General features: G+C 25.4%; 12 protein-coding genes and 1 pseudogene. 5 read left to right on the plus strand and 8 right to left on the minus strand.

The genetic code is table 11. The features are described 5' to 3' along the window. Positions 1 to 417: ParA family protein (locus tag L8X50_RS08000; protein WP_263660868.1), on the minus strand; the 417-nt coding region annotated here is incomplete at its 3' end. Positions 418 to 608: 191 nt separating this feature from the next. On the opposite strand from L8X50_RS08000, the gene L8X50_RS08005 reads away from it, so the two are divergent. Next, positions 609 to 830 carry a hypothetical protein gene (locus tag L8X50_RS08005; protein ID WP_263660869.1) on the plus strand — a complete coding sequence of 74 codons (222 nt, stop codon included), beginning with the start codon at positions 609 to 611 and terminating at the stop codon, positions 828 to 830. Between the two features lie 286 nt (positions 831 to 1,116). Here L8X50_RS08005 and L8X50_RS08010 read toward each other — a convergent pair whose 3' ends face one another. The 5 genes from L8X50_RS08010 to L8X50_RS08030 form a co-directional block, all read right to left on the minus strand. Continuing rightward, on the minus strand, positions 1,117 to 2,664 hold the full coding sequence (locus L8X50_RS08010; protein WP_263660870.1) for a mobilization protein: 1,548 nt from the start codon (positions 2,662 to 2,664) through the stop codon (positions 1,117 to 1,119). After that, complete coding sequence (locus L8X50_RS08015) at positions 2,664 to 2,933, minus strand: type II toxin-antitoxin system YafQ family toxin (protein WP_195676498.1); 270 nt, start codon at positions 2,931 to 2,933, stop codon at positions 2,664 to 2,666. Before L8X50_RS08015 ends, L8X50_RS08010 begins: the two co-directional genes overlap by 1 nt. Continuing rightward, complete coding sequence (locus L8X50_RS08020) at positions 2,930 to 3,241, minus strand: hypothetical protein (RefSeq protein ID WP_195676499.1); 312 nt, start codon at positions 3,239 to 3,241, stop codon at positions 2,930 to 2,932. Before L8X50_RS08020 ends, L8X50_RS08015 begins: the two co-directional genes overlap by 4 nt. A 211-nt stretch (positions 3,242 to 3,452) precedes the next feature. Further along, positions 3,453 to 3,935, minus strand: coding sequence for a hypothetical protein (locus L8X50_RS08025; RefSeq protein ID WP_263660871.1), 483 nt, complete (start codon positions 3,933 to 3,935; stop codon positions 3,453 to 3,455). Positions 3,936 to 4,187: 252 nt separating this feature from the next. After that, positions 4,188 to 5,183, minus strand: coding sequence for a replication initiation protein (locus L8X50_RS08030; RefSeq protein WP_263660872.1), 996 nt, complete (start codon positions 5,181 to 5,183; stop codon positions 4,188 to 4,190). Between the two features lie 321 nt (positions 5,184 to 5,504). On the opposite strand from L8X50_RS08030, the gene L8X50_RS08035 reads away from it, so the two are divergent. The 4 genes from L8X50_RS08035 (at position 5,505) to L8X50_RS08050 (ending at position 8,228) form a co-directional block, all read left to right on the plus strand. Continuing rightward, entirely contained in the window at positions 5,505 to 6,440 is a 936-nt protein-coding gene (locus L8X50_RS08035; protein ID WP_263660873.1) for a DNA adenine methylase, read from the plus strand. Then, a complete protein-coding gene (locus L8X50_RS08040) occupies positions 6,433 to 6,612 on the plus strand; it encodes a hypothetical protein (RefSeq protein ID WP_263660874.1) in 180 nt (59 codons plus the stop codon). The genes L8X50_RS08035 and L8X50_RS08040 overlap by 8 nt, the downstream gene beginning before the upstream one ends. 9 nt (positions 6,613 to 6,621) lie before the next feature. Continuing rightward, entirely contained in the window at positions 6,622 to 7,482 is an 861-nt protein-coding gene (locus tag L8X50_RS08045) for a type II restriction endonuclease (protein ID WP_263660875.1), read from the plus strand. A gap of 140 nt (positions 7,483 to 7,622) precedes the next feature. Then, positions 7,623 to 8,228, plus strand: coding sequence for a TRM11 family SAM-dependent methyltransferase (locus L8X50_RS08050; protein WP_263660876.1), 606 nt, complete (start codon positions 7,623 to 7,625; stop codon positions 8,226 to 8,228). Between the two features lie 265 nt (positions 8,229 to 8,493). Here the strand turns inward: L8X50_RS08050 and L8X50_RS08055 are convergent, their stop codons facing one another. Together L8X50_RS08055 and L8X50_RS08060 are read right to left on the minus strand one after the other, a co-directional pair. Continuing rightward, positions 8,494 to 8,694, minus strand: a complete 201-nt coding sequence (locus L8X50_RS08055; RefSeq protein ID WP_220521809.1) for a plasmid mobilization protein — start codon at positions 8,692 to 8,694, stop codon at positions 8,494 to 8,496. Positions 8,695 to 8,698: 4 nt separating this feature from the next. After that, a pseudogene (locus tag L8X50_RS08060) lies at positions 8,699 to 8,971 on the minus strand (chromosome partitioning protein ParA); the annotation flags it as partial.

Below are 8,971 nucleotides of genomic sequence, written 5' to 3' on the forward strand. Positions count from 1 at the left end.
TATCAACAATATGATATTTTTATTTATTGATTTAACTTCTTTGTATATATTTAACATATGATCAAGAACACTTACATCGTATTGGCTAGCTATGGTTGGTATGATTATTACATTTGATAAAAGCATAGATTTTCTCATTTCTCTACTATCTCTACCACCTGTATCAATAATAATGGCGTCGTAATTGTTTAATTCATTTTTAAAACTACTATTTAACAAATTGATATCGGAACTATGTTTAAAATTTTGTTTTAAATTAGAGTTATTTCTGATATTGATAAAAACTTCAGTAGATCTTTGTGGATCACTGTCAAATAGTAAAATATTATCGCCGTCTTCAGCTAATCTTGAAGATAAATTAACAGCTAGAGTGCTTTTACCACTACCACCTTTTTCGTTACATATGGATATAATCATTATATACTCTCTATATATTTATTATATTTATATTATATACTATTTTTTGAGTAATTGACAAAAAACAAATCATTTTTTTTGATTGTTATTTAGATTATCTTACGATTTTTAAAAATATGACTTGACAAAAAAATAAAATATGATATAATGCTAATATTAATTTTAGCTAATATTAAAATTTAGGAGACGAAATGAAAAATGATAAACAACAAGGAAGTTTAATTACTGGGTTATGGAAACACAAAAATGCAAAAGGAGACGAAATTTTAATTGGAAGGATAGGTGGAAATCTAAATGCTGTGGTAGTAAAAAATCCAAAATATAATAAGAATACAAAAAATCCTGAATTTTTATTATATTTTTTTAATGGTCAGCAAGACATAGAAAATTTAGAATTTAGCAATAGTGAGTAAATATTTATCTTTCTCTTAAAATTAAGGTAGTTTATTTTCTTAATTACAAGCAAAATGCAATTATAATACAAATTAAGGAGTTAAATTAAATGAAAATTTTATTTTTTAAATTCTTTATTTTGATGATTTTTTTGCCATTACTACAGCATCAAAATAAAGAAATAAATATTAATATTTACTATAAGAATTATTACTATAGTTCTTATAGCTCGTAATTAAAATATTTGAATATACTACTAAATTGTTTATCATTTGTCAAGTTTTTAATTGAATATAATGATTGTTGTTAGCGATAAAAGCCAAAATCTCTTTTTGCTTGCTTTTTCTGCTCTTCTTGTTTATAAGGACTTTCTATGCATTCTTGAGTTTCTTTTAAAGCTTTATCAAGAGTTTTCATTAAGTCTTGAGTGTGTCTTTCTTGTTCTCTTTCTCTTAAGACTTTTAGATAATCAAGCATATTTTCTTGTAAGCTATAATCTTTCATAATCGGTGTATTTTCGATTATTAAATCATCAATTTTTTGAGGTGCTTCTTTGAAATAATTTACTAAATAGTCGTGGTTTGGAAAGCTTTTATCTTCTGCTAAATTATTGTAATTTTCAGTATATAAGCTTCTTAATTTGTAGTATTTTTTGTCGTTCATATCGTTTGGATTAATATTTTTTACAAAGTTGTAATCGTTTTCTAGTTTTTCATTATGCTCGTTTTTAAGCTCAATTTCGCGTTTTGACGCGTTTTCTTGATTTTTGGTGTTGTTTATCGTTTTTGCGTTTAAATAGCGTTCTAGCTCGTTTATAGGGGTATTGTAATTTAAGTCCCTAAAATTAAGCAAATTTCCTAAGTTGCTTATAAAAGTGTCGCGATTTTTTACTTCTTCTTTGAGTGTTTGTGCTTCTTCTTCAAGTTTTTTATTTTTGAGTTTTTCTTTTTCTAGTTCTAATCTAAGGGCTTTAATTGCATTTTCTAAATCTTCGATCTTCTCGAATTGGTTTTTAGCAATTTCTCTAAGTTGTTTATATTCTTGTGCGGTATGGTTTTTTTCTTCTATCCACGCTTTACGCTCTTGTTCTAGTCTTGCTTTGATTTCTTTAGTGCTTAAAAGTTCTCTTTCAATACTGCTTTTTTCTAATGCAATACTTCCTAGTTTTTCTCTTGTTTTAAAGTGTCTTTCTTTTAAATCATCGATTTCATTTTCTAAAGCTTCTTTTTCTTCTGCAAAGTCTTTTTTAAGGGCTTTTGTTTCCTTTTTTTGTTCTTCTTTTATTTTTGCATATTTGCGTGGCTCTATACGCTCTCTTTTGGATATTCTTTTATCTTCACCTCTTTCCATTCCTAAGATTTCAGCGACTTCGGTTTGGATTTGTCTTAAGACTTTTGGTGTTATTTTTTCACGCCTAAAATTATTTTTACCTATATTTTTGTCAAGAGTTATAAATTCCATATGTGCGTGATGATTAATGACTTTCTCGCCTTGCTCGTTGATGTGTCCTTCATCGCGATGTATAGCGATTTGATAGCATTGAAAGCCGTATTTTTCTTGAAAGTGTTTAGAAAGATTTTCTAAATCATTCATTGATGTGGTTTCTTTGATATTTACAACCGCACTCCATTCAAAGCTTTTTGCTTTAAAGCTTGGTGCTTTAGCACTTTTGTTGTTATTGTAAGTTTCAATAGCATTTTTTATCATTTGATTTTTTAATGCTAAAGCTTCTTGGTGCTTGCGATTACATTCTACTTCACCGCCGATCAAGTAATTTGGCGGTAAATCTCGATCGTTGTGTCTTGTTTGGACTGCATTGCTTTTTTTAAAATTAACACTAGATATTGCACCCATTAAAACAACTCACTATGAGAGCCTATATCTAAACAATAAAGAATTAATTTATCTTCTTGTTTTTGATAAATTAAAAGCAAGTCAGGTTTTAAATGGCACTCTCTAAATCCTATATATTCGCCCTTTAATGCGTGGTCTTTGTATTTTGGTTCTAATACTTCATCATTTGCTATTTTTGTAACAATATCTTGAAATATAACTTGTTCTTGTTGGTTTAATTTTTTGAAATGTTTTTTAAAACGATTTGCTAATTCTATTTTGTATTTCATTGTTGCAAATCTTTCATCATTTCATCAATGCTGTTGTAAGTTGTTGTCTCTCCGTTTTTAACTTCTTGCATAGCTTCTAATAATTCTTTACTAGGGGTTCTCCATTTTTCCATAAGAGCGTCTTTGATAAAGTGTCCTTTTTTTATTTTTTCTTTTAATTTATTTTCAAGTTTTGCTTTTTCTGCTGTAATTTTTATGGTTTCTTTTTCTAAAGTATCAAGCATAACTTTTAATTGTCTTTCACTCTTTGTTTTTAATTTCTCAATATATAAATAATCTAAGTTATCTTGTTTTTGTTGTGTTGTCATTATTTCCCCTTTTTTTAAAAATATAGTTATAATTGAACTTGTGAGATTGTAACATATTTTTAAAAAACAAATTATAAAAAATAAAACTTGTTTTATGTTTGGATAATTTGCAAATTATCCAAACATATTTTAGATAAACTAAAAAAGTTTGATAATTTGCTTTTTATTTTCGGCAAGCTCAAATAAAAAGATGTTTTATAATATTATATAATTAGTATCTTCTTCTTTTGTATCTATATGAATTATTCTTTTTTGTATTTTTCTTTGAACTATAATCACAACCACATCTACTGCAATATGAACATATTAACCAACCACATTGATGACATTTACTACAGGAATTGGAATTTACAGTAGCTTTGCACGCGAAACAATGATTAACATAAGTAGATTTTCTAGAATTTTGATAACCTACTGATTTTGTTTGATTAGATGTGTCGTTGTAGTAATTATGCTTATGAATTGTATAATTATGAACTTGTCTATTATCTTGATAGTAGTTTGAAGTTAATTCATTACTTGAATCTCTTTTTTGTGTTATTTGTGATTCTTCCGAATTTTGTTTTATATTTAATTTATCAATTACAGGAAGATTAGTGCGAATTTGCGAATTTTTATGTTTTGATTTGGCAAAATCATACGTTGCCCATGCGACAAAAATTTGTAAAATTTGCAAAGGAGTAAAAAACAGCATAATAACACTTTCGATTGTCCAAAAAATAGCTACCATTAATCCAAAATTTTTATCTATTTTTGTAAAAATGAATACAGTTATAAAAACTACTAATTGCCAAATAATCCAAACCATTTTTATTAACCTTTAATTTATAATCATTTTTAATTATATATTTTATATTATGAAATTTTAATATGATAAGTTCCAAATTTAATTTGCTATTTCGAGAAATATTAGAATAATTTCGGAGTTAATTTGTTGTTTCCTTTTCTAATCCAAATATAAATTTTTAGATACTTTTTCTTTCATTTCTTCAAATGTTTCAAAGTTGAAACCGCCATATTTATTTTGAGTTTCATCGAAATAAGTTAGAATGACTTTTTCTTTTTCTTCATAGATAGCATTTATCGTTAAAATACTATCTTGATATTTTATTTTTTGCCCTATTAGATTTTGAATTATTTTTACTTGTTTTTTTTCATTACTAAGTTTTTCTTGTCTTTCAATTGTTTGAATTTTTATATTTTCTGGTTTGAAAATAAATTTAATACCAATAACCTTACCGCCGCGTCCCCTTGCACTTACTTTTTTCTTTTCAAAAGTAAGATTTTCAAAAGGTACACGTAATTGATCAAACAAAGTACGTTCTTTAGTAAGTTCTTTAATAGCTGGTTTTAAAATCCACTTATCAATATTATGCATCAAATAATTTTGTGGTATATCCATAATTCTTTTAAATTCCTCCCACTCAAAATAAGCTTTGCCTGTACTTCGATACTGTTTCAAGAGACGATATAAGGTTTTAGTATATTTACCACTAATCGCAATAAATTCAGCCAATTCAAAAGCTGTAAAATTGGCCGTTATTTCATTTACAAGGTATTTAAATCTTGGGTTAACAGTCATTTCAACACTTTGTAAATTGGAGTATTCATAGTCATTGCTTTGATACCATAATTTAAAACTTTGAAAAAGATTTACAATCTCTTTTCCTATTAAGTCTCGTTCTTTATCTTCAATCAAGATTGTAAAATCTGCTTTAAAAAATTTTTCTCTTAGTACTATAAGCATTTCTCCTAAAGCTTTATTTGTAAGATTTTCTGTGCTAAATTTTTGAAGTTCTTGAGGTGTAAATTTTATGCTATCATCTGTTTGACTTTCTTTAATTTTTGTAAGCATTCCACATAGAATATTCTGTTCTTGCTCTGTAAAACTAGGTAACTTTATTTTATTAAAGTCATTATGATATTTAACAATCTCATTCATTTTAAACTTTATTATAGATTTCTGATAAAAATAAAAAATTAAAATATGTTTTATTATAACATAAAAATAGGTTTTTAATAAATTTCTACTCTTAATATTCCTAATTTCTACTCTTAATATTCCTAATTTCTACTCTTAATATTCCTAATTTCTACTCTTAATATTCCTAATTTCTACTCTTAATATTCTTTTAATTGTTGATATATAATGTTTAGAAAAATGTGTAAAAATATAAAAAATTAATGTAAAAATATAAAAAAACAGTAGATAAGACTAAAAAAATATTTACAGTAATATAATACAATTGTAATATAGAAAAACATGAATAAAATAAACTCCAATTACAATAAAAAAATAAAACCATTTTTAAAATGGGCTGGTGGCAAAAGTCAACTTATTTCAGAAATCGAAAAATATTATCCATTCGATAATAAAAAAATTACGAAGTATGCAGAACCATTTGTTGGAGGTGGTGCAGTTCTTTTCGATATTTTAGAAAAATATAATCTAAACGAAATTTATATTAGTGATATAAATGCTGAACTTATAAATACTTATTGTGTTATTAAAGATGATATTAGTGGATTAATTTTTTCACTCGAAAAAATGCGGAAAAATTTTATATCATTAAGCAAAGAAAATAGAAAAACATATTACTTACAGCAACGTGAAAAATTTAATAATTTAAAATTTAGTAAAAATGAAAGTCTTAATATAGAAAAAGCAGCATTAATGATTTTTTTAAATAAATCTTGCTTTAATGGACTTTACCGAGTAAATAAGAAAGGAATGTTTAATGTTCCTATGGGTTCGTATAAAAACCCTAATATATATGATGAAGAAAATCTCATAGCTATATCAGAAAAACTAAAAAATGTAAATATAATACATGGCGATTATACATTATCATATAATTTTATAGATGAAAATACATTTGTATATATCGATCCACCATATAGGCCTCTTAATAATACATCAAATTTTACTTCATATACAGAAAAGTGTTTTGACGATGAAGAGCAAATAAAACTCGCCGAATTTATCTATAAAATACATAACAAAAGAGCTAAAATAGTAATCAGCAATTCTGATCCTAAAAATGTTGATAAAAATGACGATTTCTTTGATAGCATTTACTCTTCGTATAATATAGAAAGAGTAAATGCTACAAGAATGATAAGCAGTAAAAGTAGTTCACGTGCTAGAATTAATGAACTACTGATATCAAATCAACAAAAAAGGAATTATAATGCCTAGTACAATATTTGCAGAATGTCCTTGTTGTCATGTAGTAGCAAAAGGTGTAGATGAAATTGAAGAAAAATTTGGTTGGAGAATATTAAGAGGCAAAAAAGAACCACAATCTTATTGTAGAGAATGTAGGAAAGCTCGTTGTACTCCAAATGAAGCATGTAAAGTAAAAAAATAGGAGAATTTTATAAAAAGAAATTTTAAAGAATGGATAAATACTTTTCGTGATAGTATAGCAGATTATAATTACTATATAAATTTTGAAAAAGTGTATAGTAATATTGATAATATTAAAATAGAGCTTAATATACTGAATTCACTTATAGGTTCAAATAATATTGATGAAGAATTTGAAAAGTTGATTAAAAAATATCCAGAGACACTAAAATGCATTCCTTTGTTACTAGCAGTTAGATCAAGTGAAATTTATGCTATAGATAGTGAGGGGGCTTGGAACTATAATTTTAAAAAGCAAAATTTACCCATATCACAGTATAAGATATTTATGAAAAAAACTGGACTTTTTGATTTAATGAAAAATCATATTATCAATAATCTTGTAGATTATGCAACTGGCGTAGAGACAGGTCTTGATTCTAATGGTCGTAAAAATAGAGGTGGACACCTTATGGAAAATTTAATTGAAAGTTTTATCAAGAAATATGGTTTTAAAAAAAATATTAACTATTTTAAGGAAATGTATATTCATCAAATTTCAGATAAGTGGAATATAGATCTATCTAAAATTTCAAATCACGGTAAAACAGAAAAACGTTTTGATTTTATTATTAAGACATCAAATATGATTTATGGTATTGAAACAAACTTTTATAGAAGCGGTGGTAGTAAATTAAATGAAACCGCACGTAGCTATAAAACTTTGGCTTTAGAGGCTGATGAGATAAATGGTTTTACTTTTGTTTGGTTTACAGATGGAAAAGGTTGGATGAGCGCGCGAAATAATCTTGAAGAAACTTTTGATATTATGCAACATATTTACAATATTAATGATCTGGAAAATGGAATAATTACTGATATATTTAAATAATGCAAAAAAAGATAAAAAAATGGGAACCTGAAAATTTTGAATTAGAGATGACTACGCATTGGACTTTTCCTAATTGAGGTAGTTGGGCAACTCATGACGCAAAATGGCGTGGCAATTGGTCGCCTTATATTCCAAGAAATATCATATTAAGATATTCTAATGAAAATGATTTGATTTTAGATCAATTTGCTGGTGGAGGGACTACACTTGTTGAGGCAAAACTATTAAATCGTAATATAATAGGTGTAGATATAAATAATATTGCTATAGATAGATGTAAAGAAAAAATCAACTTTAACCATAAAACTGCAAACGGAAAAGTATCTATAAGAAAAGGCGATGCAAGAAATCTTTATTTTATTGAAAATGAAAGCATAGATTTAATATGCACTCATCCTCCATATGCTAATATTATTAAATATAGCGAAAATTTAAAAAATGATCTATCACGATTAAAGATAAAAGATTTTTTAAAAGAGATAAAAAAAGTTGCATACGAAAGTTACCGTGTTTTAAAAAAAGATAAATTTTGTGCTATTTTAATGGGTGATACGCGACAAAAAGGACACATAATACCAATGTCTTTTGAAGTAATGCGTATTTTTGAAGATAGTGGATTTAAATTAAAAGAATTAATTATAAAAGAACAACATAATTGCAAGGCTACTGGATATTGGAAAACAAATAGTGTAAAATATAATTTTTTATTAATTGCTCACGAGTATTTGCTTGTGTTTAAAAAATAAGCTATTTTAATAAAATTTTTGGAACTAAAGATTTTATTTTAAAATGTAATTTAAGGTTTTAAAAAACTTAAAGCAATAAACTTCTATTTTTCCATAACTTTAAGTTTTAAATATTTTATCACAAAACTTAAATATAAATGTAAAACACATTCAAACACTTAAATATTCATATTTTTATTGAAAAACATAAAGAATGAAAAGTATAATTTTCAATATAAAATATAATTTATACTAATATATAAAAAATATATATTATCTATATAATTTATATAAATAATTTATATCTTATATATTGATTAACTCCCATACCTATTTGCAAAGCACTTTCTTTTATACGATCGTACTCATCTTGTGTGAAGCAAACTAATATTTTTTTATCTCTTTTTTGTGTTTTAATTTTATCTCCACGAGCATTATTAATAAAATTAACACTTGCTTTTTCTGTATTGATATTTTTAAACCCCATTTATTTAACCTTTATCTTTTGTGTTGTTTTTTATTATTTGCAAAATTTCTTTATAAAATTTTTCAAAATCTATCAATGCTTTGTCATTTTTATCACAAAATTCACTGATACTTTTACCTTCTATTACAGCTCTCTTATAGGCTTGTCTTTCATATAAAACATTTTCTAATAAAAAGACATCATTTAAATTATTGGCTTCTTTTTTTTCATGAATATAATCAATTAGATTATTTAAATCTTTAATTAAAAATGGATTGGGAGAAACTCTATTGATTAA

The organism is Campylobacter sp. CNRCH_2013_0898h, assembly GCF_025772965.1.
GTDB classification, from domain to species: domain Bacteria; phylum Campylobacterota; class Campylobacteria; order Campylobacterales; family Campylobacteraceae; genus Campylobacter_D; species Campylobacter_D lari_D.